Below are 25,185 nucleotides of genomic sequence, written 5' to 3' on the forward strand. Positions count from 1 at the left end.
GTCCGCGCCGATTGACCTTCGAGCCGCTTGAAGGCCCAGCATGACGGCCATGGACGACGACGAGCCCCTGATGGGCATCGGCACCTTCGCCCGCCGGGTTGGCCTGGCGCCGAGCGCGCTGCGGTTCTACGACGACTGCGCCGTACTGCGGCCCGCCCGGGTGGACGCGGCCACCGGATACCGGTACTACGCCCCGGAGCAGGCACCCCGCGCCACCCTGCTGCGGCGGCTACGGGACGCCGGGCTGCCGCTGGTCGAGGCGACGGCCGTGCTGGACGGGCCGCCCGAGGAGGCCCGGGAGGTGCTGCGGGATCACCTGCGGCGGAGTACGGAGACGGCGGCAGCTGCCCGGGCGGCGATCGAGGACGTGCTGCGCGCGTTGCCGGGCGAGATGCCTTGCGGGCAGGCCCGGGTCGGCGGCGCCGAGCTGGCGGGCGCGGTACGGCAGGTGGGCTCGGCGGTCGCGGCGGGCGCGGTGCGGGAGGAGTTCCCGGTGCTGGGCCGCGTACTGCTCGAACTGGCCGACCAGGAGCTGCGGCTCGTGGCCACCGACCGCTACCGGCTCTCCGTACGCGCGCTGCGGCCGCTCGCGATCAGTGGCGAGCCGTGCGGGCTGCCGGTCGGCATCGAGGAGCTGCGGGAGGTCGCGGGCTGGGCGCGCGGGCTGGCAGAGGTCGCGATCGAGGTGGAGGGGGCCGAGGTGCGCGTACAGGGCGGAGGTGAGGAGCGGGCGCTGCCCGTCGCGGACGAGGTGTTCCCCGCGTATCGCATGGTCCTGGACGGGCTCGCGGACGCGCGGCACCGGGTCATCGCCGACCGGGCGGCACTGTGCGCGGCGGTGGCGGGCGGCGTCGGCGACGGATCGGTCGTGCTGCGGACCGGTGACGGCGAGCTGACGGTCGAGGGCGGCCCCGCGCTGGCCGCTCTCTGCACCGGGGCGCCGCTGCGCATCGCCTTCGATCCCGCCGTTCTGCTGGCCGCGCTGGAGGCGGGCGTCGGGCCCGATGTGTTGCTGGAGGTTGCCTCGGGCAGTGCGCCCGTGGTCGTCCGCTCCGCCGATCAGGGGAGTTTTACCACCCTGGTCATGCCTGTCCGTAGTCACTAGGAGGACCCAGTGGATCCCGACAACCCCGTGGTCCGGCTGTGCGCGCAAGGCATGGCCGCCGAGGGCGAGGGGCGGGGCGATCACGCGCGCGCCCGGTTCCAGGAAGCGTGGGACGCCGCCGACGACGATTACGAGAAGTGCATCGCCGCGCACTACCTGGCCCGGCACCAGCCCACCCCCGAGGAGACGCTGCGCTGGAACCAGGAGTGCCTGGACCGCGCGGACGCGGTCGGGGACGACCGGGTGCGCGGGTTCTACGCCTCGCTGCACGTGAACATGGGCTCGGCCTACCGGGCGCTGGGGGACGTGGACCGGGCGCGCGAGCACTTCGTACGCGCCGCCGCGCACATCGGCGACGTACCGGCCGGGCCGTACGCGGACGGGATCCGCTTCGGTGTCGCCGACGAGCTGCTTACGACCCGTAAAAGCGGGCCGCTCGCCGCGCTGGTGGAGCGGCTGTGTGCCCGGGCCGAGTTGCGGGCGCTCGGGGTGATCCTGCCGCCGTATCTGGGCGACCTCGGCACGGACGAGGACCACACACGGCTGGTCACCGCGCTGCGCATGGTGCACGCCGCCCGCTGGCTGCCGGACGGGGCGCAGGATGCGCTGGGCGCGGTGATCCGCGAGATGGTCAGCGGTTGACGAAGGCGAGGCTCTTCTCGTCGTAGCGGGTTCCGGCCACCTGGTCGGCCGGGGCGGCGGCGTCGATCGCGGCCAGGTCGGCGGCCGACAGCTCGATGGTGGCGGCGGCGAGGTTCTCCTCCAGGTACTTTTCGCGGCGGGTGCCCGGGATCGGCACCACATCGTCGCCCCGGTGCTGCACCCACGCGAGGGCGAGCTGACCGGCGGTGACGCCCTTCTCCTCCGCCAGTTCGTTGAGCTTGTCGACGATGGCCAGGTTCTGTTCGAGGTTGCCGTCCGCGAACCGGGGCTGGGTGCGGCGCAGGTCGGTCTCCGGCAGGCCCTCGACCGAGGTGTAGCGGCCGGTCAGGAAGCCTCGGCCGAGCGGGGAGAACGGGACGAGGCCGATGCCGAGTTCGCGGCAGACCGGGGCGGTCTCGTGCTCCAGGTCCCGGGTCCACAGCGACCATTCGCTCTGCAGCGCCGCGATGGGGTGCACCGCGTGGGCTCGGCGGATGGTCGCCGCGCTCGCCTCGGACAGCCCGAGGTGGCGCACCTTGCCCGCCTGGACCAGCTCGGCCATCGCGCCGACGGTCTCCTCGATCGGGACCTCGGGGTCGACGCGGTGCTGGTAGTAGAGGTCGATGTGGTCGAGGCCGAGGCGGCGCAGCGACGCGTCGCAGGCCTGGCGGACATACGCGGCGTCGCCCCGGATCGCGGTGGGGTCGCCCAGCCGGTTGGCGAAGCCGAACTTGGTGGCCACGACCGCGCGCTCGCGGCGGCTCCCGGCCACGGCCCGGCCGAGCAGTTCCTCGTTGTGGCCGAAGCCGTAGAAGTCGGAGGTGTCCAGCAGGGTGACGCCGAGGTCGAGGGCGCGGTGGATGGTCGCGATCGACTGCGCGTCGTCCGACTCGCCGTAGCCGTGGCTCATCCCCATGAGCCCCAGGCCCTGTGCGGCGACGGTGAGTTGGCCCAGGTGGCGGGTGGGCAGTTCGGACATCGGATGCCTCCTTCGTGGTCGTGACGATCACGCTAGGAGTTGGAGCGCTCTCCAAGTCAACGCTGCGAAGTCAACGCTGCCAGAATCGCCCGCATGGGATACGAGGACGAAGGGTCCATGGCCGTGGTGGCGGCCGCGATCGTGCAGCGGGGGCGGCTGCTGGTGGTGAGCAAGAAGGCGGCGCCCGAGGTCTTCTATCTGCCCGGCGGCAAGCCCGACCCGGGCGAGAGCCCGCTGGAGACCCTGGCCCGGGAGCTGGACGAGGAGCTGGGCGTGGTCCCGCTGGAGCCCCGGCTGCTGGCCGAGGTCGAGGGGGTGGCCGTCCTGGAGCGGGTGCCGATGCGGCTGACGGTGTTCGAGGCGCGGATCGACAAGGTGCCCCACCCGGCGGCCGAACTGGCGCATATGCGCTGGATATCGGGCGACGAGAGCGACGTCCGGCTCGCGGCGGCCATCCGTAACCATGTGGTGCCTCGGCTCCGCGAAGGGGGCGCGCTGGCAGCGGCGTAAAACGAGAACGGCCCGGTGCGCACCCCCGTCGCGCACCGGGCCGGGCCCGTTACCCCGTAAAGGCTGCCCCTCCCCCCAAAGAAGGGGCAGCCGTCTCGAAAACCCGTCCCGATAGCCCCCGCCCCGGACTCAGTCGGTGGCGATGGCGTTCAGAATGTTCATCCGCGCCGCCCGGAACGCCGGGATCAGGGCCGCGATCAGGCCCACCACGGCCGAGCCGATGAAGACCGTGATGATGGTCGGCCAGGGGATCTCCAGGACCTTCAGGCCCTCCAGCGCGAGCAGCTTCTGTGCCGTCGCACCCCAGCCCATGCCGAGCCCGAGGCCCAGCAGCGCGCCGAACAGGGCGATGACGACGGACTCCAGCCGGATCATGCGGCGCATCTGGCGCCGGGAGAGGCCGATGGCGCGCATCAGGCCGATTTCCCGGGTCCGTTCGACGACCGACAGGGCGAGGGTGTTCACCACGCCCAGGATGGCGACGATGATCGCGAGCGCCAGCAGTCCGTAGACCAGGTTGAGCAGCTCACCGACCTGGTCCTTGATCTCCTCCTTGTAGTCGGTCTGGTCCTTCACCTGGACCGACGGATAGGGCTGGAGCTTCGACTTGAGGGACGCGTACGCCGCGTCCTCCTGGCCGTCCTTGGCCTGCGCCAGCATGATCGCGTCCGCCGGGATCAGCTTGGCGGGGACATAGCGCTCGACGGTGGCGATGCTGACGTACAGCGCGCCCTTGTCGAGGCTGACGTCGTCCGAGGTGATCGCCGCGATGGTGAGCTTGGCGGGCTTGGCGGGCTCGACGTCCTTGAAGTCGACGGTCAGGGTGTCGCCCTGCTTCACCTTGTGGTCCTTGGCGAAGCTCTCGGGCACCGAGATGGCGTTCTTGCCGTACGCGTCGGCCAGGGTGCCCGCGACGACCGGGGTGCGCACGTCGTCGGCGTACGTCGGGTCGGCCGCGGTCAGGTCCTCGGTGACCTTCTTGCCGTCCGGCAGGGTGATCTTGGCGTCCGCGATCTGCTTGGCGTCGCTGACGTGCTTGAGGCCCGGCACGCCGTGCACCGCCTGCTCGATCCCCTTGGTGATCGGCTGGCCCGTCATGGACTGGACGATGAAGTCCGCGCCCACCGACTTGTCCAGCTCATCGGTGGCCGAGGCGACCATCGAGGAGCCCACGACCGACAGACAGGCGACCAGCGCGAGGCCGATCATCAGGGCCGCGCCGGTGGCGCCGGTGCGGCGCGGGTTGCGCAGCGCGTTGCGCTCGGCCAGCCGTCCGACCGGGCCGAAGATCCGCAGGACGACGGTGGCCAGGGCCCGGACCACCAGACCGGCCAGCAGCGGGCCGATGACGATGAAGCCGATGAGGGTCAGCACCACGCCGAGGCCCAGGAACAGCGAGCCGTCGACCGCCTTGTCCGCGGTGCCCGCGAGGACCAGGGCCGCCGCGCCGCCCGCGGTGAGCAGGGTGCCGATCGCGCCCCGGATCCGTCCGGCGCGGGCGTCGGCCGGGGTGCCCGCGTCGCGCAGGGCCGCCATCGGGGAGATCTTCCCGGCCCGGCGGGCGGGGATGTACGCGGCGATGACGGTGACGATGATGCCGATGGTGAGGCCGATGATGGGCGTGGTCGGCTTCACCGTCAGCTGGTCGGTGCTCAGATGCAGACCCGCGTTGCCCATGATCTTGATCAGGCCGACCGCGAGCCCGACGCCGCCGAGGACGCCGAGGATCGAGCCGACGACGCCGAGCAGCAGCGCCTCGATCAGCACCGACCGGTTGATCTGCTTGCGGCTGGACCCGATGGCGCGCATCAGGCCGATCTCGCGGGTGCGCTGGGCGACCAGCATGGAGAAGGTGTTGACGATGAGGAAGATGCCGACCAGGACGGCGATCCCGGCGAAGCCGAGCATCGCGTACTTCATGACGTCCAGGAACGAGCCGATGTCGCTCTCGGCTTCCTTGCTGGCCTCGGCCTTCGTCTGCACCTTGTGACCGGCGCCGAGGTCCGCGACGACGGCCTTCTTGAGCTGGTCGTTGCCGACTCCGGGCTGGGCGGTGATCGCGTAGCTGGAGTACGCGCCGGGCGCGCCGAGCAGCTGGCGCTGCGCGGTGGCGGTGTCCAGGTAGACGATGGTGGCGCCGGGGTTGGTCACCTGGAACGTGGCGATGCCGACGATCTTCGCGCGGAACTCGCCGGGGATGGCGATGGTCCGCAGCTCGTCGCCGAGCTTGAGCTTCTTGTTCTTGGCGGTGTCGGCGTCGACCATCACCTCGGTGGGGCCGCGCGGCGCGTGACCGGAGGTGATCTTCACCGAACGGTGCTCGGTGGTGTCCCAGTTGGTGCCGATGGTCGGGGCGCCGGAACTCGGGCCGATGTTCTTGCCGTTCGGGCCGGTCACGGTGACCGACTGGCTGGTGACGTCGCCGGTCACCGACTTGACGCCGTCGACCTGCTTCAGCTTCGCCAGGTCCGCCCCGGGCAGGGTACGGATGCGGCCCTGCCGGGTGTCGTTGTCGCTGGCGCCCTTCGGGCTGACCGTGACGTCGGACGCGGTGCTCGCGAAGAGCTTGTCGAACGTGGCGTTGGTGGTGTCGGTGAAGACGAGCGTGCCGCAGACGAACGCCACGGACAGCAGGACGGCGATCGCGGACAGCGCCATCCGTCCCTTGTGGGCGACGAAGTTGCGCAGGGAGGTCTTGAGGACGGTCATGACACCCGTCCGCGCGCGTCGAAGCTCTTCATCCGTTCAAGGACCAGCTCCGCGGTGGGGTGGTGCATCTCGTCCACGATCCGGCCGTCGGCCAGGTACAGCACCCGGTCGGCGTACGAGGCGGCGACCGGGTCGTGGGTGACCATCACGATCGTCTGGCCCAGCTCGTCCACGGACCGCTTGAGGAAGCCCAGCACCTCGGCACCGGCCCGGGAGTCCAGGTTCCCGGTCGGCTCGTCACCGAAGATGATCTCGGGGCGGGCGGCCAGGGCGCGGGCCACCGCGACGCGCTGCTGCTGACCGCCGGACAGCTGGTTCGGACGGTGCCTCAGCCGGTCGCTCAGGCCCACGGTCTGCACCACCCGGTCCAGCCAGCCCCGGTCGGGCTTGCGGCCCGCGATGTCCATCGGCAGCGTGATGTTCTCGATCGCGTTGAGCGTCGGCAGCAGGTTGAACGCCTGGAAGATGAAGCCGATCCGGTCCCGGCGCAGCTGCGTCAGCTTCTTGTCCTTGAGCCCGGTGATCTCGGTCTCGTCGATGAAGATCTGCCCCGAGGACACGGTGTCCAGACCCGCGAGGCAGTGCATCAGCGTCGACTTGCCGGAGCCGGACGGGCCCATGATCGCGGTGAACTGGCTGCGGGCGATGTCCACGTCGACGTGGTCCAGCGCGACCACGCGGGTCTCGCCGGAGCCGTAGGCCTTGACCACCTGGCGTGCCCGGGCGGCGACGGCCGTATGTCCTCCGCTGCCCCCGGTCTTGGGAATCGATACGGCCGTTGTCACGGTGTGCTCCTCTTTTTTCGTCTATGTCGGATCCGAGATGATCGTACGTATCCGACCGGCGGTAACAACAGTAAGGAGCGGTACGCCCCGGCTCGTCCTTCCCCGGGACGAACCCCGGGTAGGAGGAAAGGCACCCCATCCCCTAGGGGAGTAGGCCTCGGGGTGGAGCACGTCTCGGGGCCGACCCTGAACCCGGACGGGGCGGAAGGCGGGGGTCCGCCGCCTCAACAGCCCTGATGCGTTCTTCCCCTGCCCCGAGGCCGCATGGAATGGTGGGTCGTACAAGAACTGGACACCAGAGTCGGCGCGCGCGACCGGCGGAGGGAGTGCGTCACGGTGGGCGGCACCGCAGAAGGGTCTGGCATATCCCCCGTCCCCGAGAATTCCCCTCCCCGGGAGAACCCCACTCCCCGCGGCCGCCGCCCCGTCGTCGCCGCGCTGATGCTGGGCATGGCGCTGACCGCGCTCGACTCCACCATCATCTCGACGGCCGTTCCGCAGATCGTCGGCGATCTCGGCGGCTTCTCGGTCTTCTCCTGGCTGTTCTCCGGCTATCTGCTCGCCGTCACCGTGACCCTGCCGGTGTACGGGAAGCTCTCCGACACCTTCGGCCGCAAGCCCATCCTGGTGGCGGGCACCATCGTCTTCCTCATCGGATCGCTGCTGTGCGCCGGGGCCTGGGACATGGCCTCCCTCATCGCCTTCCGCGTCGTCCAGGGGCTGGGCGGCGGGGCGCTCCAGGGCACCATCCAGGTGGTCGCCGCCGATCTGTATCCGCTCAAGGAACGCCCCAAGATCCAGGCCCGGCTGTCCTCCGTTTGGGCGCTGTCCGCGGTGACGGGCCCGGCCCTCGGCGGTGTGCTCGCCGGATACGCCGACTGGCGCTGGATCTTCCTCATCAACCTGCCGGTCGGGGCGCTCGCCCTGCTCCTCATCGTGCGTCACCTGCACGAGCCGGTACGGCCCCGGGCGACCCGGCCGCGTATCGACTGGGCGGGTGCCCTGGCCATCTTCGGCTGCGGCGGGCTGCTGCTGACCGCGCTCGTCCAGGGCGGCGTGGCCTGGGCGTGGCTCTCCGCGCCCTCCCTCGCGCTGTTCGCGGCGAGCGCCGCGTGCGCGGCCCTGACCGTATGGATCGAACGGCGCGCGGCCGAGCCCATCATCCCGGGGTGGGTGTGGCGGCGGCGGACCATCTCGGCGGTCAACCTCGCGCTCGGCGCGCTCGGCCTGCTCATGATCGCCCCGACCGTCTTCCTGCCCACCTACGCCCAGTCGGTGCTGGGACTCGGGCCGATACCCGCCGGGTTCGTACTGTCCGTGATGACCCTGAGCTGGCCCATCTCGGCCGCGCTCAGCAGCCGCGTCTACAACCGCGTCGGCTTCCGGAACTGCTCCATCATCGGCATCGGCGCCGCCGCGCTCATCCTGGCCGCCTTCCCCCTCCTCCCCTACCCCGGCGCCGCCTGGCAGCCCGCGCTGATCATGCTGCTGCTGGGCGCCGCCCTCGGGCTCTTCCAGCTTCCGCTGATCATCGGCGTGCAGTCGTCCGTCGATTGGGACGAGCGCGGCACCGCGACCGCCTCGATCCTCTTCTGCCGCCAGGTCGGCCAGTCCATCGGCGCGGCCCTGTTCGGCGCCGTCGCCAACGCGACCCTCGCCACCCGGCTCGCCGCCGCCCCGTCCGGCATCCGCGACGGCCTCCCCGGTGACCTCGACTCGGTCTCCCACGCCCTCGACAGCCCCGGCGCGCTCACCGCCGAGGCCGCCGACTATCTGCGGCGCGCCGTGGACACCGCCGTCGACCGCGTCTACCTGGGCGCCGCCGGAGCCGCGGTGCTCGCCCTCCTGGTCCTGCTGTTCCTCGCCCCGCGCCGCTTCCCGGTCCGCGCCGAGGCGGGGCCTGAGGGTGGTACGGGAACGGGGTCCGCCGCCGACCAGCTGACGGCGAACCCCGCCCGGGAGAGCTGAACCCGCTGCGCGGCAGGGGTCAGTTCTCGGGGTGCGGAGCCGCGTCCTCCACGACCGGCTTGCCCGTCAGGGCCGCCAGGCTGCCGCGTACGTGCTCCAGGTGCGCCTTCAGCTCCTCGCGCCGCTCCACGTGTTCGCGCAGCGTCCGCTCCGTCTCCCGGGCCAGCCGCTCCTCCCGGGCCCGGGCCTGCGCGATGATCTCCGCCGACTGCGCCTGGGCGTCCTCCTGCCGCAGCCGCGCCGCCTGATCCGCCATCGCGTACTCCCGCTTGGCGTCCGCCAGCCTCGCCTGGGCGTGTTCCTCCATCTGGACCAGCCGCGCGGTCATCGCCGCGTCGCGCTCGACCAGCTCATGACCAGCCGCCTCCCACCGGTCCGCCTGCTCGCGCTCCTGCTCGGCGAGGAGCGCGGCGGTACGACCGCGCATGTCCTTCAGCGCCGCCAGCGCCTCGCCGCGCCACTCCTTGACGTCCCGGCGCGAGGCCGCGCGCAACTCCTCCACCTGCGCCTGGGCCGCCTCCAGGGTGCTGCGCGCCGACGCCTCGGCGGCCTCCCGCACCCGTTCGCCCTCGTCGCGGGCGGCATCCCGGACGAGCCGGGCGGCGCCCTGCGCGGCCTCCCACTCCTCCTGCGCCGCCGCCTCGGCCGCGGCCCGCAGGCAGCCGACTTCCTCCTCGGCCGCCATGAGGATCAGCTGCGCGCGGTCACCCAGCGATTCGTACGTCTGCGGGGCCAACTGAGCGATCACCTCGCGCAGCCGTTCGGCGTCGGCGGCCAGCTCGTTGGCGAGAACGGTGAGGCGCGCGGCGCGCTCCCACGCCGCGTCCCGCGCCTCGGACAGCTCCGCCACATAGCGGTCGACCTGCGCGGGGCGGTAGCCGCGGCCCCGTCCGCCGATGGTGAAGCCATGACGTGACACCGATGCGCCCATCCTTGGAACCCCTTTGTCCGGTAGGCAACGCGCTCCGGCGCACATCTTGATGGATAGGGTCTTATCGCCCATAACGCGACACTCCGCCCATCTCCCCGGCCGGGGCCCGCCCGGGTACCACAACGACAAGGCGCCCGCCCCCGTCACGGGGGTCAGGCGCCTCGATGGGGCACGCGCTCAGCGCGCTCCGGCGGAATTCATGCGGGATGGGTTCAGAGCAGACCGTCCCACATCTGCTCCAGCAGCACCGCCCACCAGTTGTCCGGCGCGGACAGCGCCGCCGGGTCCAGGGCGGCGAGCTGCGCCTGGAAGTCGACCGTCCAGCGGCCCGCCTGGTCCGGCGTCAGCCCGTACCGCAGCCGCCACATCCGGCCCAGCAGCCCCATGCAGCGCACGAACTCCGGCAGACCGGTGTTGACGAACTGCGCGGGCACCGGCTGCGGCGCCGCCTCCAGCGGCACGGCCACGATGTGCGCCGTGCCGTACTGCACGCACAGCTGGCGGCCGAAGTCGTTGCCCATCACCAGGTACGACCCCGCGTCGGCCGCGGGCTGTACGCCGCGCTCCGCCGCCAGTTCGGCGAGCGTCGGCACCGGGCGGCCCTGCTGCGCCTGAGCCCAGAAGAACGGGCCGAAGTCCGCCGGGAGCCCCGCCCATACGAGGGTCTGCGCCACCACGTCCGGTACGCCCTGCCGCGACACCGCGCGCTGGTCGAACCGGACGATGGCCTGCGGCCCGAACGCCTGGCCCAGCTCGTGCGCCAGCCCCTCCGGCGGCACCGGCGGGATCGGCTGCACCTGGCTGGGGTGCGGCAGCGGCACCCGGTTGGGCGCCGGGCGGGCCGGACCGTCGGCCACCTGGTGCAGCTCGCCCTGGTGCTCGATGAGATGGCGTACGCCCTGCTGCCGGGTCGCGTGGTCCCGCCCGTACGGCGCCGTGTGGCTGATCCGTACCTGCGGCCACGACTCGCGGATCATCCGCGCGCAGTAACCGCCCGGCAGATCGCACGACTCCAGCTCGGTGTGCAGCTCCAGCACCTGCTGCGGCGGCACGTTCATCGCCCGCAGCTCATGCAGAATCTGCCACTCCGGATGCGGGGTGCCCGGCGCCGAACGGCGGATCAGTTGCTGCTCGGAGCCGTCCTGCGCGCGGTAGCGGAGTACGGCCATGTAGCCGGGGCCGACCGTCGGCATCCCGGCGGGCGGCGGCGGATACGCGTACCCGCCACCGGGTCCGGGGGCGGGGCCGGGGCCCGGGCCTGGGCCTGGGCCTGGCGGCATGCCGGGCGGCGGCGTCCCGGGCTGCGCCACCCCGTGCGGCGGGGTGATCCCGGGCACCGGCGGACCGGCGGGCGGCGGCATGTTGGGGACTCCGGGCGCGCCGGGGGTGCCGGGCGCGCCGGGGGGCGGCGGGGTCTGGCCGCCCGCCAGCATCGTCGCGGCCGCGTGGACGCCACCGCCGGGAGCGCCCGGCGGTGGGGGCGGGGGCGGCGGGGTGTGCGGACCACCCGCACCGGGGACACCGGGAGGGCCGGGCGGGTGCGGGCCGGATGGCCCAGCCTGCCCGGGAGCGCCCGGAGCACCGGGCGGGCCAGGGGGGCCGGGAGGACCGGGCGGGCCGGGCGGCGGCGGGAAGCCGGGCGCGCCGGGGCCGGGCGGGGGCGTGTTCGGGCCGCCGGACAGCATCGTCGCGGCCGCGTGCACTCCACCGCCGGGAGTACCGGGAGCGGAAGGCGGAGGCGGCGTCTGCCCACCGGGCGGCGTCTGCCCGGGGGTACCGGGTGCGCCGGGGGTACCGGGGGCGCCGGGGGTACCGGGGGCGCCCGGACCGCCGGACAGCATCGTCGCCGCCGCGTGCACTCCACCGCCGGGAGTACCGGGGGCGGGAGGCGGAGGCGGGGTCTGCGGACCGTTCTTCCCGCCGGGAGAACCAGGGGCCCCGGAAGGACCCGGACCGCCCGGGATGCCGCTGCCCACGCTGTCGTCCAGCTGCGAGACCATCTGCGTCGGTACGTACCCCCCGGCCGGAGCGCCCGGGGCGCCGGGGCCGGACGGGCTCGGCGGCGGGGTCGCCGGGCTGCCCGGCTTGCCCGCCTTGTGGGTGGCGGCGTCCGCGATGTCGGCCGCGCCGGAGGAAGCGTCGGAACCGCCCGGCGTCGCCGGGAAGTCGAAGGGCGGCGAGACGGCGGTGGGCGGCAGCGCGCTGCCCGCCGACATGAGTTCGGTCTTGGCGTCGGGCCGCACCCCCGGAGGCGGGGTGTCCTCGTCGTCCGAGCCCGCGAGCGGCGGGGCGAACACCGTGGCGGGCGGGGCGACCGAACGATCGCCGTCGTCGCTGGCGGAGTTGGCATCGGCCCACGGCGCACCGGGCCCCGTCGGCGTCTCGCCGGAACCGGAAGCGGAAGCGGATCCGGAAGCGGGCGGCGGTGCCCACGGGCCACCGGCGCCGGGCGCCGGAGCGGGCGGGTCGACGCGCGGCCGGGCCACCCCGTCGGTGGGCCAGTCGTCGTCACCGTCCCGCCGCGGCGGCACCACCGGCGCGGACGCGGGGGGCGCGGGGGGCACGGGCGCGCCAGCGCGCGGCGACGGCCAGTCGCCGCCCGGCTCCGGCGCCCCGCCGCCACCAGGCGGCGGCGTAGGCGGACCGTTACGCCAGCCATCAGCAGCCGAACCGGACGCGGACGCGGGCGCATCGTTGCGCGGCGACGGCACGCCGCCGGAAGGCCAGTCGTCCACCGGCGCGGACGCGGGCATGGGCCCGGCCGCAGGCGCATCGCTACGCGGCGAGGGCCAGTCATCGACCGGCTCCGACGCGGGCGCCGCATCACGCGGCCCGCCGCCAGCCGAACCGGACAGGGGCGCGTCCGTGCGCGACGACGCCGCGCCACCCGACGACGGCCAGTCGTCGACCGGCTCCGGCGCGGGCGCCGCATCCTGCGGCTCGCCACGACCAGACGGCGGCGCAGACGAACCGCCACGCCAGTCCTCACCAGCCGAACCGGAGGCCGACCCGGACGCGGGCGCATCGCCGCGCGGCGACGCCGCGCCACCGGAAGGCCAGTCGTCCACCGACGCGGACGCAGGCGCGTCCCTGCGCGGCGACGGCCAGTCGTCCACCGGCTCCGACGCGGACACCGCATCACGCGGCTCGCCACGACCCGGCGGCGGCGTAGACGGACCGTTACGCCAACCCTCGTCAGCCGACCCGGACGCGGGCGCATCGCCGCGCGGCGACGCCGCGCCACCCGACGACGGCCAGTCGTCCACCGGCTCCGACGCGGGCGCATCGCCGCGCGGGCCGCCGCCAGCAGCCCCAGACGCAGCCGCAGGCGCCTCCGCCTCCGCGCCGCCGCTCATCGCGTCCGCCGCCTCCTGCAGCCACTCCGGCGGCGTCAGCAGGAAGGACGTCACGTTGAGGTCGATGCGCTGCTGACGCCCGGAGGTCTCCTGGGCGCGTTCGTCGTTGGTCCCGTACTCCTCCTCGTACCGGCGGATCACCTCACCCACCGGCAGCCCGGGCCACAGCGTCGTCTCGCCGCTGTCCCGCGCGATCACCAGCCGGGCGCCGTCCACGGGCGCGCCCGAGACCGCCCCGTCCGGGCGGTCCTCGGCCCAGGCCACGAAGCCCAGGTCGAACTCCCGCACCCGCACCTCGCGCTGCTGGTACGCGGGCAGCTCACCGTTGATCCAGAGTTCGGCGCGCTCCTGCGCCTGTGCGAAGGTCACCATCGCGCTCAGCCCTCCACGGGTACGGCGTACGCGAATCCGCCGTCCACCATCAGGTTCGCCACGGTCTCCAGCTCCGGCGGGTTGCCCGCGAGCCGCAGCAGGAAGGCGTCGAAGTCCTCGCCGCACGGCAGCATCAGCCGCTCCACCCGCTCCCGGACCGTCCAGCCGTCGCGGTCCCGCGCGTCGTCGTACGCGCAGAACCACACCGAGCCGATCGCGTCCCCCTTCACCTTCACCGCGATCACCCCGCCCTGGACGAAGCCCACGCCCAGGTAGTCCTTGGTGAAGTGGTCGCGCAGACACTTGTTGATGTAGACGAGGTCGTTGGCCGCCGCCTCGTCGCGCACCGTGAAGAACGGCTGGTCGACCAGGAGCCCCAGCTCCGGGTCGAGCGCCGCGCCCACCGGCGCGCAGCCCCCCGCCGCCTTCAGGAACGCGCGGTACGACTCCGGCAGCCGGTAACCGAGGTCCTCCTCGACGCCCAGCACCTGCTCCTCGGTGACCGAGAGCCCCCGCACCGGCAGCCGGAAGTGGATCGGCCGGGTGTCCTGCAGCGGGCGGGTGCCGCGCTTGGTGTGGTCCACCAAGGCCGTCGCGAGCCCGCCGTGATGCCGCAGCAGCGCCTTGACCTCGACCGGGATCAGCACCATCCGGCGGCGGCCGGGCACGTGGTGCCACGTCCAGCCGTGCGGGGTGGCCACCGCCGAGGCGTCGTTCCACAGCTCATGGCCGGAGGCGTGCAGCGCGGCGTTCGCCGATACGAAGTCGGTCAGCCGCAGCTCGTCGACCCCGAACCCCTCCGGGGGCTCGGCGATTTCGGCGGCCGCGCGGGCGTACGGCGAGAAGTCCGGAAAGCCGTTTTCGTCCACCCGGACGCCCGCGGGGTGGCGGGCAGCCCGAACCGGATCCGGGAAGTGCACGACCTGCCCGGCGTAGGCCGTGTTCGGTGGCGCGGCATGCTGCCCGAGCCGACCTGTCGTCATGGCGGTTGCCCCCTGCTGATGCTGGCGTATGGGGCACAGCCTATGCGGTGGGACAACAAGCGGAACCGGTCGGCCACCACCCCGCCCGCCTACCTGGGCCGACGCACCCGGACTACCGCATTTCCCGTGGCATTTGGCAGGCTGATCTTTCGCAACCGGGGGATTGCGGTGGATTGCACAGGGAGGGACCCACCACATGCACATCACGCAGAGCAACGGGGGCGGCGACGGCGCCGCCACCGCGGCCAGCGACCCCCGGCTCAGATGGAGCAGCGTCGATCCCGACGCGGGCCCGCCCCCACTGCACCACCGCCGCGACACGCTCCTGCCCGCCGTCGCGGCCGCGCTCTCCGTCCGTGGCGAGACCCTGACCTGCACCGGAGGCAAGGCCGACCAGGCGCCCACCCTCCACCCCCTGGTGCAGGACTTCCTCGACGCCCTCACCAGCGGACAGCGCGAACGCTTCACCGGCCGCTGCCCCGAAGCCGTCCTGCTCTCCCGGCACCTGACCGCCGTCGAGGCGACCCGCACCAAACGCGCGGCCCGAAAGCCCCTCACCCACGGTGAGGCCCGGCGCTCCCTCAAGCAGTCGAAGCTGACCGCCCGCCGGATCCGCGAGGCGGGCGACCCGCAGCACGGCTCCTACGCCCCGCCCTGCCTCTCCTGCACGGCGCTGCTGGGCCACTTCGGCGTACGGGTGGTCGAGCCGACGTGACCCGCCCCTTCGAGCGCACCGACACCACCCGCTTTCCCGTGCCCGTCGACGCCGCCCTGCGTGACGCGGGCTGGCAGCCGGGCCGCTGGGACATGGAACGCGCCGAGCGCTGGGCCGACACCCTGTCCGCCCACACCTCCCCCGCCGGGCACCGGCACACCGTCTTCCCGGCCGCCGTCGAGGCCTGGGCCGAGTTCGGCGGACTGCACATCCAGCCGCCGGGGGCTGGCCGCCAGATCGCCCCTACTCCGTTTCGTATCGACCCGCTGCACGGTCTCCACCTGGCCCGCACGCTTGGCGACTTGGGGCGCGCCCTGGAGACCGAGGTCTGCCCGCTGGGCGAGGAGGCGGATGGGCAGGGGCTGCTGACCATCGACGCGGAGGGGCGGGTCTACAGCCTCGACCACACCGGGGACTGGTATCTCGGCCCCACGCTTGACGCTGCGCTGGCGACGCTGATTACGGGGACGCTTCCGGCTCGGCTGTCCCGGGCGTAGCGCCTGGGTGGGCCGTGATGCGCGCCGTTGGTCCTCACGCCGTCTGCCGTGCGCGGCGCCGTCGTGGCTGGTCGCGCAGTTCCCCGCGCCCCTACGGGGCCCTACTCGCGGCCCTCGCGCGGTCCCCCGCGCCCCTACGGGGCGCTACGCGGTGCTCGTGCGGTTGGCTTGGGAGGGGTCTGCCGTGCGGGTGCGGTCTGGGATTACCGCTGAGACTCGGAAGCCACCGGCGTCGGTCGGGCCCGAGACGAAACCGCCGCCCAGTGTCGAGACCCGCTCCTTCATCCCCACCAGGCCATTGCCCCCGCTCGGCAGCCCGGCGTCCGCCGCGCCCCGGTCCGAGGGGCCGTTCTCCACCAGCACCGCGATCTCGGCGCCTCGGTGGGCCAGGCGGATGCGGGTGCTGGCGCCCGGGGCGTGCTTGTGCACGTTGGTCAGCGCCTCCTGGACCACCCGGTACGTGGTCTGCTCCACCCGCTCCGCGTACCGCCGCTCCTCGCCCTCCACCGACAGCTCCACGGCCATCCCGGCCGCCCGCGACTGGCCGACCAGCGCCTCCAGCTCCGCGAGCCGCGGCCCGCCCGCTTCCACGTCCGTGTCCGCCGCGTCCAGGGCCGCGGCCTCGGCGGCCGCCGAGGCGGCGACCGCGACCGAGGCCAGCGGCACCGGCTTCTCCTCGGCTCGGCCGCCGGACCGCAGGACGCCCAGCATCTGCCGCAGCTCGGTCAGCGCCTGCCGTCCCATGTCGCCCACCAGGGCCGCGTTCTTCGACGCCTTCTCCGGGTCCTTGAGCGCCACCGCCTGGAGCGCCGCCGCGTGCACCACCATCAGGCTCACCCGGTGCGCCACCACGTCGTGCATCTCGCGCGCGATCCGGGTGCGCTCCTCGTTGCGCGCCCACTCGGCGCGCTCCTCGGCCCGCTCGGCGAGCAGCGACAGCTCGCGCTCCAGGCCGTCCGCCCGCTCCCGCAGGCTCTCCACCAGCCGCCGCCGGGCCCGGACGTACAGCCCGAGCAGTACCGGGGGCGCGGTCAGCGCCAGGGTGATCGTCAGGGAGAAGAGCAGCGCCTCCCAGATGGCCGAGCCCCACTCGTCCTGCAGGTTTTCCTGCCGGAAGCGGACCATCATGACGAGGAAGGTCCCGGCGCCCGCCATCCCGGCCAGCACCGCCGAGATCCGGCGCGGCACCTCGGACGCGGCGAGGGTGTAGAGACCGACGACGCCGAGCAGCAGCCCCATCTCGGCGGGGGTGACGGCGATCGCTATCAGCACCACGGCGATCGCCCAGCGCCGCCGCAGCACCAGCGTGGACCCGACGATCAGCCCGAACACGACCCCGAGGGCGACCGGCATCCGGGCGTCGTGCGCGAACCCGACGCCCTCCGCGGCGCATTCGGCCGCCGACGCGACGCCGAGCATGATGTCCAGCACCATGCTCCGCCGCCGCGGCCACCACAAAGGCCCGGCTGGCGCGCCGCGCGCACTCGTCTCCTCAGATGCCCCCGTCGCACTCATAGCGACCAGCCTACGGCCGCACGCCAGCCCTTTCCGGGGGACACGGCGGCACATGTCCTCACTCGAACAGTCGGGATATCAACGGTTTTAACTCGAACGGTTGAATCGACCACGTTTTCGATGGCGCGTCCGCATGACGCACGGGCGGCACCGACCCATACCGTCGCATCGAAGGCCGGTGGTACGGCATAGTGGTGGGGGCCAAGTCGGCGGCCTGACCGGCCGCCCGACTACGGCCTGTTTGCTATCCCCTGTGGTGTAATTGGCAGCACAGTGGCTTTTGGTGCCATTAGTCCGGGTTCGAGTCCTGGCGGGGGAGCCTCCACATACGGGTCCTGATCCTTACGGTCAGGACCCGCGGTCGTTTCTGGCGGGAAACCTCTCGGTATCCTGCGGGTGTCCACCCCCGACCCGAAGCCGAAGGGCACACCCGTGAGCGCCAACCGCCCGGCAGCCGTCGTCGTCCTCGCAGCGGGTGAGGGCACCCGCATGAAGTCGGCGACGCCCAAGGTTCTGCACGCCATCTGCGGCCGGTCCCTCGTCGGGCACGTCGTCGCCGCCTCCCGCGAGCTCTCACCCGAGCATCTGGTGGTCGTGGTCGGCCACGCCCGGGAGCAGGTCTCGGCCCATCTGGCCGAGATCGACGCCGACGCCCGCACCGCCGTCCAGCACGAGCAGAACGGCACCGGGCACGCGGTCCGGATGGGCCTGGAAGAGCTGTCCGACAGCGGCGTGGCCCTCGACGGCACCGTGATCGTCGTCTGCGGCGACACCCCGCTGCTGACCGGTGAGACCCTCCAGCAGCTCGCCGGGGCGCACTCCGCCGACGGCAACGCGGTGACCGTTCTCACCGCCGAGGTCCCCGACGCCACCGGCTACGGCCGGATCGTGCGGGACGAGGCGTCCGGCGCCGTCACCGGCATCGTGGAGCACAAGGACGCCACCGCCGCCCAGCGCGCGATCCGCGAGATCAACTCCGGGGTCTTCGCCTTCGACGCCCAGCTGCTCACCGACGCGCTCGGCAAGGTGCGGACCGACAACAGCCAGGGTGAGGAATACCTCACCGATGTGCTCGGCATCCTGCGCGAGGCCGGGCACCGGGTCGGCGCGTCGGTCGCCACCGACCACCGCGAGATCGTCGGCATCAACAACCGCGTACAGCTCTCCGAGGCCCGCCGCCTGCTCAACGACCGGCTGCTGGAGCGCGCCATGCTCAGCGGCGTCACCGTGATCGACCCCGCCACCACCTGGATCGACGTCACGGTCACCGTCGAGCAGGACAGCGTGATCCACCCCGGCACCCAGCTGCTGGGCACCACACACCTGGCCACCGGCGCCGAGGTCGGGCCGAACTCGCGGCTCACCGACACCACGGTCGGCGAGGGCGCGGTGGCGAGCTTCACCGTCGCGGAGGACGCGGTGATCGGCGAGGGCGCGTCCGCCGGGCCGTACGCGTATCTGCGCCCGGGCACCCGGCTGGGCACCAGGGCCAAGGCCGGTACGTACGTGGAGATGAAGAACGCCGAGATCGGCGAGGGCACCAAGGTGCCGCATCTCTCCTATGTGGGCGACGCCACGATCGGTGACTTCACCAACATCGGCGCCGCCAGCGTCTTCGTGAACTACGACGGCGAGAAGAAGCACCGCTCGACCATCGGCAGCCACTGCAAGACCGGATCCGACAACATGTTTGTGGCTCCTGTCACAGTCGGGGACGGGGCGTACACCGCCGCCGGCTCCGTCATCACCAAGGATGTGCCCCCGGGCTCGCTCGCCGTCGCACGCGGACAGCAGCGGAATATCGAGGGCTGGGTCGCCCGCAAGCGCCCCGGAAGCGCCGCGGCGCAGGCGGCGGAAGCCGCGGCGGCCGCGCGTCAGGAGGACGAGAGCGGGGAGTGACCTGCGGACCGGTGCGCCCATGCGGGGGCGTACCGTAAAAGCGCGCACCAAAGTGACATCCAAGGAGACTTGACGTGACCGGGATCAAGACGACCGGCGAGAAGAAATTGATGCTCTTCTCCGGCCGCGCCCACCCCGTGCTGGCCGAGGAGGTCGCCCACGAGTTGGGCGTCAGCCTGGTCCCGACCAAGGCATTCGACTTCGCCAACGGAGAGATCTACGTCCGCTTCCAGGAGTCCGCGCGGGGCGCAGACTGCTTCCTGATGCAGAGCCACACGGCTCCGATCAACAAGTGGATCATGGAGCAGCTCATCATGATCGACGCGCTGAAGCGGGCCTCCGCGCGCTCGATCACGGTGATCGTGCCGTTCTACGGCTACGCCCGCCAGGACAAGAAGCACCGCGGCCGGGAGCCGATTTCGGCGCGGATGATCGCCGACCTGCTCAAGACCGCGGGCGCCGACCGCATCCTCACGGTCGACCTGCACACCGACCAGATCCAGGGCTTCTTCGACGGCCCGGTGGACCACCTCTTCGCGCTGCCGGTCCTCGCGGACTACGTGGGCGCCAAGGTCGACCGGTCGAAGCTGACGGTCGTCTCGCCGGACGCGGGCCGGGTGCGGGTCGCCGACCGCTGGTGCGACCGGCTGGGCGCGCCGCTGGCGATCGTCCACAAGCGCCGCGACCCGGATGTGGCCAACCAGGTCACCGTCCACGAGGTCGTCGGTGACGTCAGGGGCCGGGTGTGCGTCCTGGTCGACGACATGATCGACACCGGTGGCACGATCTGCGCCGCCGCGGACGCGCTGTTCGCGAACGGCGCGGAGGACGTGATCGTGACGGCGACGCACGGCGTGCTGTCGGGTCCGGCCGCCGACCGGCTGAAGAACTCCAAGGTCAGCGAGTTCGTGTTCACCAACACCCTGCCGACGCCGGGCGAGGTCGAGCTGGACAAGGTCACCGTGCTGTCGATGGCCCCGACCGTCGCCCGCGCCGTGCAGGAGGTCTTCGAGGACGGCTCCGTGACCAGCCTCTTCGAGGAGCACGCCTGATGGGCTTAACCGCGGGCGCGGCCGCGGACCGATCCAGCTGAGGCCACTCCCCAAGGGGGTGGCCTCAGCCATGGGCGGACCGTTGGTAGACTCGTGGGGTTGCTCGGCGAGGGAGGCTGTGGTTCCCACAGCTCATCCGTTATCGACGCGCTCTTCGTAGCAGGTCTGTCGTGGGCCGGGTGACGGCCACATGTACACGATCTACGAGGAGTGCCCCATGGCCGAGGTCAAGATCCCCGCCAAGCCCCGCACCGAGTTCGGCAAGGGTGCCGCCCGTCGCACCCGTCTGGCCGACCGCGTTCCCGGCGTCGTCTACGGCCACGGTGCCGAGCCGCTGCACGTCACGCTTCCCGCGTACGACCTGCTGATGGCGCTCAAGACCCCGAACGTCCTGCTGCGCCTGGAGATCGAGGGCGGCAAGAGCGAGCTGGTCATCCCCAAGGCCGTGCAGCGCCACCCCATCAAGATCGGCATCCTGGAGCACGTCGACCTGCTCCTGGTGAGCAAGGGCGAGAAGGTCACCGTCGAGCTGCCGATCAACGTCGAGGGCGACCTGGCCCCCGGCGCCAACCTGCTCGAGTACGTCCTGAACACGCTGCCGGTCGAGACCGAGGCCACCCACATCCCCGAGGGTGTCACCATCTCGATCGAGGGCCTGGACGCCGGCGACACCGTCTACGCCAAGGACATCGCGCTGCCGAAGGGCACCACCCTGGCCGTCGAGGACGACGCGCCGGTGCTGCACATCGTCACCCCGCAGGCCGAGGCCCCGGCCGCGGAGGCCGAGGGCGAGGGTGAGGGCGCCGAGGCCTGATCCTCGTACCGCATCGCCTGGCGACCGCCGTCCCGCTGCTGCCAGCGGGGCGGCGGTTCGTGTTTGCGAGCGGTCCCGCCCAAGAAAACACTGCTAAGAAACCCCGCGCACACGAGAGCCCCACTCCAGGAGAACGAGACGATGAGCGAAGCGGACCCGAGCAGCCCGTGGCTCGTGGCGGGCCTGGGCAACCCCGGCCCGGAGTACGCGGCCAACCGCCACAATGTCGGCTTCATGGTGGCCGAGCTGCTGGCCGAGCGGATGGGCGGGCGCTTCAAGGCGCACAAGTCCCGGGCGCAGGTGGTGGAGGGGCGGATCGGACCGCCCGGCCCTGGCAGCCGCCGGGTGATCGTCGCCAAGCCGATGACATTCATGAACCTGTCGGGCGGACCGACGACCGCGCTGCGCGACTTCTACAAGGTGCCGGTGGGTCATGTGGTGGCGATTCACGACGAATTGGACATCGACTACGGCGCGCTGAGGCTCAAACTCGGCGGCGGTGACAATGGCCACAACGGGCTGAAGTCGATCACCAAATCCGGCGGCCCGGACTACTTCCGGGTCCGTTTCGGCATCGGCCGTCCGCCGGGCCGGATGGATGTCGCGGCGTTCGTGCTGAAGGACTTTTCCGCCGCTGAGCGCAGGGAGTTGGACTACTTCGTGGACCGCGCGGCGGACGCGGTGGAGACCCTCATCGTGGACGGTCTGGAGCGCGCGCAGGGCACGTACAACACCTGAACGACTCTCGCGTGACGGTTCGGTTGGAGGTTGACCCCGGGCCCGCCGATGGCAAAGATCTACCGCCATGGCATCCACCGGCATCACCAAGCGCAGCCGTACGCGCCGGGCGGGCGAAAGCATGTACGGATTGCTGCTGCTCGCGAAGAACGTGGCGATGACGCTCGTCGCCCTGCTGATCCTGGTGGCCGGGGTGTGGTCCTCCTGGAGCGACGCCAAGCCCACGATGCTGACCAAGGGGCTGGAGAGCGGCACGCTCACGGTCTCCCGCTGCGACGACGACTGGTGCACCGGCCGCTTCACCCCCGGCTCCAGCGGCGCGGAGGCGCGGGCCAAGGTGCGGGTCGACGCGGCGGTCTCGGTCGGGACGGGCGAACGGCTGCTGGTGGCCGTCAAGCCGGGGACGAACGAGGTGGTGCGCACCGGTACGGCGGGCATCCTGCACGCCTGGGTCCCGTTCGGCGGTTCGCTGCTGCTGGCGTCGCTGGTCGTGGCGGGCGGGCTGCGAATGCGCCGTACGGCCTGGGGGCTTGGCCTGGCGGGCGCGGCGGTGCTGGTGGCGTCCTTCGCCACGCTGACGTTCTGAAGACAGCGAAGCGGCGGCCCGCTCCTCCGGGGAGCGGGCCGCCGCTTCGCGTTGTCGCGGTGGTCAGCCGGTGTTGCGCAGGCCCGCCGCCACACCGTTGACGGTGAGGAGCAGGGCCCGGGCCAGCACCGGGTCGGCCTCTTCCCCGCGCTCGTGTGCGGTGCGCTGCCGGTGGAGCAGGCTCACCTGGAGGTAGGAGATCGGGTCCAGGTAGGCGTCACGGACGTGGAAGGTCTGCTTCAGGACCGGGTTGGAGTCCAGGAGTTCGGTCTCGCCGGTGATCCGCAGCACCTCCCGCACCGTCAGCTCGTGCTCCGCCTGGATGACGTCGAAGACGTGCTTCAGCTCGTCCGGGACCAGGGTGTCGACGTAGTGCCGGGCGATCCGCAGGTCCGTCTTGGCGAGGGTCATCTCGACGTTGGACAGGAAGTTGCGGAAGAAGTGCCAGTGCTGGTGCATCTCGTCCAGCACGCCGTCGAGCCCGGCCTCGCGGGCGGCCTTGAGGCCGGAGCCGACGCCGAACCAGCCGGGCACGATCTGCCGGGACTGGGTCCAGCCGAAGACCCACGGGATGGCCCGCAGCCCGTCGAGGCCCGCGCCGGAGTCGGGGCGGCGGGACGGGCGGGAGCCGAGGTGGAGTTCGGCGAGCTGGTCGACGGGGGTGGAGGCGAAGAAGTAGGCGGGCAGGTCGGGGTCGTCCACGAGGGTGCGGTACGCGCCGTGGGCGGCCTCGGAGACCGTTTCCATCGCCGCGTCCCAGCGGGCGAGCGCCTCGTCCGACTGGCGCGGGGCGGTGTGCAGGGCCGACGCCTGGAGGGTCGCGGCGACCGTCAGTTCCAGGTTCTCCCGGGCGAGGGAGGGGACGAGGTACTTGTCGGAGATGACCTCGCCCTGCTCGGTGACCTTGATCTCGCCTTCGAGGGTGCCCCACGGCTGGGCGAGGATCGCGTCGTGGGTGGGGCCGCCGCCACGGCCGACGGTGCCGCCTCGGCCGTGGAAGAGGCGCAGCCGTACGCCGTGCCGGTGGGCGACGTCGCGCAGCAGCCGCTGGGCGCGGTGGATCTCCCACTGGGAGGTGGTGATGCCACCGAACTTGGAGGAGTCCGAGTAGCCGAGCATGACCTCCTGGACGTCGCCGCGCAGGGAGACGAGGCGCCGGTAGGAGGGGTCGGACAGCATCTCGTCCAGGAGCTGGTCGGCGATCTTCAGCTCGTCGGTGGTCTCCAGCAGCGGCACGATGCCGATCTTGGCCCAGCCCGCGTGGAGGTCGATGAGACCCGCCTCGCGGGCGAGCACGGCGGCGGCGAAGACATCGTCCGAGCCCGCGCACATGGAGATGATGTACGACTCGACGATCTCGGGCCCGAACCGCTCGAAGGACTCGCGGATGGTCTGGAAGACGCCGAGGGTCTTGGCCCCGGCCGCGTCCAGCGGCGCCGGGGAGGGCGCGAGCGGGCGGCGCGAGCGCAGTTCCTTGGCGAGGAGCTTGCGCCGGTAGTCCCGGGGCATGTCCGCGTACCGCCAGGATTCCTCGCCGAGCCGGTCGAAGAGCTGGCCGAGGGCGTGGTGGTGGGCGTCCGCGTGCTCCCGTACGTCCATGGTGGCGAGCTGGAGGCCGAACGCGGCGAGCGTGCGGATGGCGCGCTCCAGGCGGCCGTCGGCGATCAGGGCACCTCGGTGGGCGCGCAGCGAGTCCTGGATGAGCTTCAGGTCGTCCAGCATCTCGGCGGTGCCGAGGTAGTCGCGGCCGGGCGTGTGCGGGGCGTCCTTGGCCAGGCGCTCGCGGGTGTTGACGAGCTTCTGGCGCATGCAGGTGGCCTTGAGCCGGTAGGGCTCCTCGGCGTTGAGCCGCTTGTAGCGCGGGCTGATCTCCGGCAGCAGCTCCAGGTCGCGCTGGAGGGAGGCCAGCAGCTCCTCGGAGGCGTCGGAGTTGCGGATGGAGCTGGAGAGGGCGGCCCGCAGGTCGTCGATGATCTCCAGGGCGTCGGAGATGCCGTGCTCATGCTGGAGGATCAGGACTTCCCAGGTCACCTGCGGGGTGACATTGGGGTTGCCGTCGCGGTCGCCGCCGATCCAGGTGCCGAAGGTGAGCGGGCGGGTGGTGGCGGGCAGCTCGATGCCGACCCGCTCCAGCTCGGCGGTCAGGTCCTCCAGGACGTCGCCGACGGCGTGGGCGTGCAGCTCGTCCAGGTAGTAGACGGCGTTACGGGCCTCGTCGGCGGGCTCGGGGCGGGCGACCCGCAGCTCGTCGGTCTGCCACAGCAGGTCGATGTTCTCGGCGAGGCGGAGGTCGGCACGGCGGCTCTCGCCGCCCGCGGCCAGGGTGTCCAGCAGCTCGGCGATGCGGCGCAGCTTGTTGAGGACGGTGCGGCGGGCGGCCTCGGTGGGGTGGGCGGTGAAGACGGGACGGACGCCCAGGTGCTCCACGGTCTGCCGCAGATGGTCGGCGTCGGCGTCCTTGAGCTGGTCGACGGTGCGGGCCAGGATGCCGCCCTCGGCGGCGCGCCGGGTGCTCAGCTCGCGGCTCCGGTGGACCTGCTCGGTGACGTTGGCCAGGTGGAAGTAGGTGGAGAAGGCGCGCACCAGCTTGGCGGCGGTGGGCAGGTCGGTGGTGCCGAGCAGTTCGGCGGCGGCCTCGCCGTCACTGCGGGTGAGGGCGCGGACGCGCTCGACGAGATCGAGGAGGTCGGGGCCCTCCTGTCGGACCAGGGTCTCGCCGAGGAGGTCACCCAGACGGCGGATATCGGCACGCAGGGCGGCATTGGTGTGGTCGGCACTGCTCACAGGTGCGGCTCCTTGCAGTGAACGGGGGTTCCTAGCGGGGGCGGAGCCCCCGCGCGGCTGGCGCCGCAGGGCCCGCACCCGTTGCTTTCGGCCATGTGCGGACCGCGCTGTCCGACGCCCCCAGGATAGGTGGCGTTCCCTCGGGGGAAACCAGAGCCCTCTTGCCCCGGTTCGCGGCCCTGCCATACTTACGTCGCCGTAGGTTACGGATCCGTAGCCCAGCCCCCGAGCCCCACGAGGGATCC

19 protein-coding genes and 1 tRNA gene are annotated in these 25,185 nt (G+C 72.4%); 12 read left to right on the forward strand and 8 right to left on the reverse strand.

What is annotated here, in order from left to right:
• Positions 1-49: 49 nt before the first annotated feature.
• Positions 50-1,105, forward strand: coding sequence for a MerR family transcriptional regulator (locus ACWC5C_RS11305; protein ID WP_450875202.1), 1,056 nt, complete (start codon positions 50-52; stop codon positions 1,103-1,105).
• A 9-nt stretch (positions 1,106-1,114) separates the two neighbouring features.
• Positions 1,115-1,747 carry a hypothetical protein gene (locus ACWC5C_RS11310; protein ID WP_450875203.1) on the forward strand — a complete coding sequence of 211 codons (633 nt, stop codon included), beginning with the start codon at positions 1,115-1,117 and terminating at the stop codon, positions 1,745-1,747.
• Here the strand turns inward: ACWC5C_RS11310 and ACWC5C_RS11315 are convergent.
• The gene (locus tag ACWC5C_RS11315; protein ID WP_450875204.1) at positions 1,737-2,726 is read right to left on the reverse strand and encodes an aldo/keto reductase; all 990 of its coding nucleotides are present in this window, start codon (positions 2,724-2,726) and stop codon (positions 1,737-1,739) included. The two genes, ACWC5C_RS11310 and ACWC5C_RS11315, sit on opposite strands and share 11 nt — an antisense overlap.
• A 93-nt stretch (positions 2,727-2,819) precedes the next feature.
• Between ACWC5C_RS11315 and ACWC5C_RS11320 the strand changes: the two genes are divergently transcribed.
• Positions 2,820-3,236 carry an NUDIX hydrolase gene (locus ACWC5C_RS11320; protein ID WP_450875205.1) on the forward strand — a complete coding sequence of 139 codons (417 nt, stop codon included), beginning with the start codon at positions 2,820-2,822 and terminating at the stop codon, positions 3,234-3,236.
• A gap of 129 nt (positions 3,237-3,365) precedes the next feature.
• Here the strand turns inward: ACWC5C_RS11320 and ACWC5C_RS11325 are convergent, their stop codons facing one another.
• On the reverse strand, positions 3,366-5,945 hold the full coding sequence (locus tag ACWC5C_RS11325; protein WP_450875206.1) for an ABC transporter permease: 2,580 nt from the start codon (positions 5,943-5,945) through the stop codon (positions 3,366-3,368).
• Positions 5,942-6,730 (reverse strand): ABC transporter ATP-binding protein, encoded by a 789-nt coding sequence (locus ACWC5C_RS11330; protein ID WP_385448374.1) that lies wholly within the window; start codon positions 6,728-6,730, stop codon positions 5,942-5,944. The genes ACWC5C_RS11325 and ACWC5C_RS11330 overlap by 4 nt, the downstream gene beginning before the upstream one ends.
• A gap of 336 nt (positions 6,731-7,066) precedes the next feature.
• Here ACWC5C_RS11330 and ACWC5C_RS11335 point away from each other — a divergent pair, with 336 nt between their 5' ends.
• The gene (locus ACWC5C_RS11335) at positions 7,067-8,698 is read left to right on the forward strand and encodes an MFS transporter (RefSeq protein WP_450875207.1); all 1,632 of its coding nucleotides are present in this window, start codon (positions 7,067-7,069) and stop codon (positions 8,696-8,698) included.
• A 19-nt stretch (positions 8,699-8,717) separates the two neighbouring features.
• Here the strand turns inward: ACWC5C_RS11335 and ACWC5C_RS11340 are convergent, their stop codons facing one another.
• The 3 genes from ACWC5C_RS11340 to ACWC5C_RS11350 form a co-directional block, all read right to left on the reverse strand.
• Positions 8,718-9,629, reverse strand: a complete 912-nt coding sequence (locus ACWC5C_RS11340; RefSeq protein ID WP_450875208.1) for a cellulose-binding protein — start codon at positions 9,627-9,629, stop codon at positions 8,718-8,720.
• Positions 9,630-9,841: 212 nt separating this feature from the next.
• Positions 9,842-13,357, reverse strand: a complete 3,516-nt coding sequence (locus tag ACWC5C_RS11345) for an SUKH-4 family immunity protein (RefSeq protein WP_450875209.1) — start codon at positions 13,355-13,357, stop codon at positions 9,842-9,844.
• A 5-nt stretch (positions 13,358-13,362) separates the two neighbouring features.
• Positions 13,363-14,340, reverse strand: a complete 978-nt coding sequence (locus ACWC5C_RS11350) for an SMI1/KNR4 family protein (RefSeq protein ID WP_385448381.1) — start codon at positions 14,338-14,340, stop codon at positions 13,363-13,365.
• A 196-nt stretch (positions 14,341-14,536) separates the two neighbouring features.
• Between ACWC5C_RS11350 and ACWC5C_RS11355 the strand changes: the two genes are divergently transcribed.
• Together ACWC5C_RS11355 and ACWC5C_RS11360 are read left to right on the forward strand one after the other, a co-directional pair.
• A complete protein-coding gene (locus ACWC5C_RS11355; protein WP_385448383.1) occupies positions 14,537-15,055 on the forward strand; it encodes a YwqJ-related putative deaminase in 519 nt (172 codons plus the stop codon).
• Positions 15,052-15,552, forward strand: coding sequence for an SUKH-3 domain-containing protein (locus ACWC5C_RS11360; RefSeq protein ID WP_450875210.1), 501 nt, complete (start codon positions 15,052-15,054; stop codon positions 15,550-15,552). Before ACWC5C_RS11355 ends, ACWC5C_RS11360 begins: the two co-directional genes overlap by 4 nt.
• A 144-nt stretch (positions 15,553-15,696) precedes the next feature.
• Here the strand turns inward: ACWC5C_RS11360 and ACWC5C_RS11365 are convergent, their stop codons facing one another.
• Positions 15,697-17,067: a histidine kinase gene (locus ACWC5C_RS11365; RefSeq protein ID WP_450875211.1), complete on the reverse strand. Its 1,371-nt coding sequence runs from the start codon at positions 17,065-17,067 to the stop codon at positions 15,697-15,699.
• 247 nt (positions 17,068-17,314) lie between these two features.
• Here ACWC5C_RS11365 and ACWC5C_RS11370 point away from each other — a divergent pair.
• From ACWC5C_RS11370 to ACWC5C_RS11395, 6 genes are all read left to right on the forward strand, one after another.
• Positions 17,315-17,386, forward strand: a tRNA-Gln gene (locus ACWC5C_RS11370).
• Between the two features lie 113 nt (positions 17,387-17,499).
• Positions 17,500-18,966, forward strand: a complete 1,467-nt coding sequence (gene glmU, locus ACWC5C_RS11375; protein WP_450875212.1) for a bifunctional UDP-N-acetylglucosamine diphosphorylase/glucosamine-1-phosphate N-acetyltransferase GlmU — start codon at positions 17,500-17,502, stop codon at positions 18,964-18,966.
• A gap of 74 nt (positions 18,967-19,040) precedes the next feature.
• Positions 19,041-20,018, forward strand: coding sequence for a ribose-phosphate diphosphokinase (locus tag ACWC5C_RS11380; RefSeq protein ID WP_385448393.1), 978 nt, complete (start codon positions 19,041-19,043; stop codon positions 20,016-20,018).
• 217 nt (positions 20,019-20,235) lie between these two features.
• Positions 20,236-20,832 carry a 50S ribosomal protein L25/general stress protein Ctc gene (locus ACWC5C_RS11385; protein WP_450875549.1) on the forward strand — a complete coding sequence of 199 codons (597 nt, stop codon included), beginning with the start codon at positions 20,236-20,238 and terminating at the stop codon, positions 20,830-20,832.
• Between the two features lie 141 nt (positions 20,833-20,973).
• A complete protein-coding gene (gene pth, locus ACWC5C_RS11390) occupies positions 20,974-21,570 on the forward strand; it encodes an aminoacyl-tRNA hydrolase (protein ID WP_385448395.1) in 597 nt (198 codons plus the stop codon).
• 67 nt (positions 21,571-21,637) lie between these two features.
• A complete protein-coding gene (locus ACWC5C_RS11395) occupies positions 21,638-22,156 on the forward strand; it encodes a hypothetical protein (protein ID WP_385448397.1) in 519 nt (172 codons plus the stop codon).
• Between the two features lie 63 nt (positions 22,157-22,219).
• Here the strand turns inward: ACWC5C_RS11395 and ppc are convergent, their stop codons facing one another.
• The gene (gene ppc / locus ACWC5C_RS11400) at positions 22,220-24,940 is read right to left on the reverse strand and encodes a phosphoenolpyruvate carboxylase (protein WP_450875213.1); all 2,721 of its coding nucleotides are present in this window, start codon (positions 24,938-24,940) and stop codon (positions 22,220-22,222) included.
• Between the last annotated feature and the right edge of the window lie 245 nt (positions 24,941-25,185).

This window comes from Streptomyces sp. NPDC001700 (genome assembly GCF_053596435.1).

Coding starts and splice junctions, on each gene's coding strand:
- ACWC5C_RS11325 (WP_450875206.1), bottom strand. CDS start 5,945: ATGACCGTCCTCAAGACCTCCCTGCGCAACTTCGTCGCCCACAAGGGA.
- ACWC5C_RS11315 (WP_450875204.1), bottom strand. CDS start 2,726: ATGTCCGAACTGCCCACCCGCCACCTGGGCCAACTCACCGTCGCCGCA.
- ACWC5C_RS11395 (WP_385448397.1), top strand. CDS start 21,638: ATGGCATCCACCGGCATCACCAAGCGCAGCCGTACGCGCCGGGCGGGC.
- ACWC5C_RS11305 (WP_450875202.1), top strand. CDS start 50: ATGGACGACGACGAGCCCCTGATGGGCATCGGCACCTTCGCCCGCCGG.
- ACWC5C_RS11345 (WP_450875209.1), bottom strand. CDS start 13,357: ATGGTGACCTTCGCACAGGCGCAGGAGCGCGCCGAACTCTGGATCAAC.
- pth (WP_385448395.1), top strand. CDS start 20,974: ATGAGCGAAGCGGACCCGAGCAGCCCGTGGCTCGTGGCGGGCCTGGGC.
- ACWC5C_RS11385 (WP_450875549.1), top strand. CDS start 20,236: ATGGCCGAGGTCAAGATCCCCGCCAAGCCCCGCACCGAGTTCGGCAAG.
- ACWC5C_RS11355 (WP_385448383.1), top strand. CDS start 14,537: ATGCACATCACGCAGAGCAACGGGGGCGGCGACGGCGCCGCCACCGCG.
- ACWC5C_RS11320 (WP_450875205.1), top strand. CDS start 2,820: ATGGGATACGAGGACGAAGGGTCCATGGCCGTGGTGGCGGCCGCGATC.
- ACWC5C_RS11350 (WP_385448381.1), bottom strand. CDS start 14,340: ATGACGACAGGTCGGCTCGGGCAGCATGCCGCGCCACCGAACACGGCC.
- ACWC5C_RS11340 (WP_450875208.1), bottom strand. CDS start 9,629: ATGGGCGCATCGGTGTCACGTCATGGCTTCACCATCGGCGGACGGGGC.
- ACWC5C_RS11365 (WP_450875211.1), bottom strand. CDS start 17,067: ATGAGTGCGACGGGGGCATCTGAGGAGACGAGTGCGCGCGGCGCGCCA.